This is a genomic window from Bacillus stratosphericus, assembly GCF_020524495.1.
Classification (GTDB): domain Bacteria; phylum Bacillota; class Bacilli; order Bacillales; family Bacillaceae; genus Bacillus; species Bacillus stratosphericus_B.
The window spans coordinates 1-1,040 of sequence record NZ_JAIVLB010000091.1; the positions used below are offsets into that span (position 1 = coordinate 1).

General features: G+C 45.7%; 2 protein-coding genes. Both read left to right on the forward strand.

Translation table 11 applies throughout. The annotated features are described in order from the left end of the window. Positions 1 to 21 precede the first annotated feature (21 nt). Positions 22 to 807: a phage antirepressor gene (locus LC033_RS16545; protein ID WP_226570334.1), complete on the forward strand. Its 786-nt coding sequence runs from the start codon at positions 22 to 24 to the stop codon at positions 805 to 807. A gap of 22 nt (positions 808 to 829) precedes the next feature. Further along, positions 830 to 1,040: hypothetical protein (locus LC033_RS16550; protein ID WP_226570336.1), on the forward strand; the 211-nt coding region annotated here is incomplete at its 3' end.

A 1,040-nucleotide genomic window follows, 5' to 3' on the forward strand; every position in this document is an offset into this window, starting at 1 on the left:
AATAAACGAGGAGGAATCGTAATGAACGAATTACAAAAAGTATTCAATTATCAAGAACAACAGGTGAGAACAGTCGTGAAGGATGGTGAACCTTGGTTTGTTGCAAAGGATGTATGTGATGTGTTAGAAATCGGCAACCCAAGTCAGGCTTTAAGTCGTTTGGACAAAGATGAGAAGAATACCATCATTTTAAATGAGGGTATTGGCAATCCCAATAAAACAATTGTAAACGAACCAGGTCTTTACACATTAATTCTAGGCAGCCGCAAACCGGAAGCCAAACAGTTCAAACGTTGGATCACGCATGATGTCATCCCGACAATCAGAAAGACAGGCGGCTATGTAGCGAATGAAGATCTATTCATTCAAACGTATCTGCCATTCGCGGACGACCAAACAAAGCTTTTATTTAGCGCAACTTTAGAGACTGTACGAAAGCAAAACGAAGTAATTTCCGAAATGAAACCGAAAGCAGATGAACACGATCGTTTTATTTCCGCGACAAACGTACAGCCGTTAGACCAGGCAGCCAAATCGATCGGCATTGGCCGAAACAAATTAACGTCATTCTTACGGACAATCGGTGTCTTTGTTCGGAAGGAAGGATCACCGGTTCCTTACCAGCGCTACATCAACGAAGGATATTTTAAAGTCAAACAGTCGCCGTCTAGATATTACGGAGTTAACTTTGTGCAGACGTACGTTACTGCGAAGGGCGTCTCCTTCATCGACCGAAAGCTGGAAGAGTACGGAGGATCACGGGCGGTCAACGCATTGAGGATGAAGGAAATCGAACATATAGCGTAAGAAGAGGAGGAGCCCGATAATCATGACGATTGAAATTACGATATCACCCGACTACCGCCTAACATCCGACGTCCACAACATCATCGTAAATGAACGTTATTTCACCGACCCGACCAAAGCGCCGGGCTGGGCCAAGAAGCTAGCCGATAATCCTGACGCTGACCCGACGCCGGTCGAGCGCTGGAGAGAAGTTTCGTACCACCCGACCGTTGATCGCGCCGTCTTAGACGTAA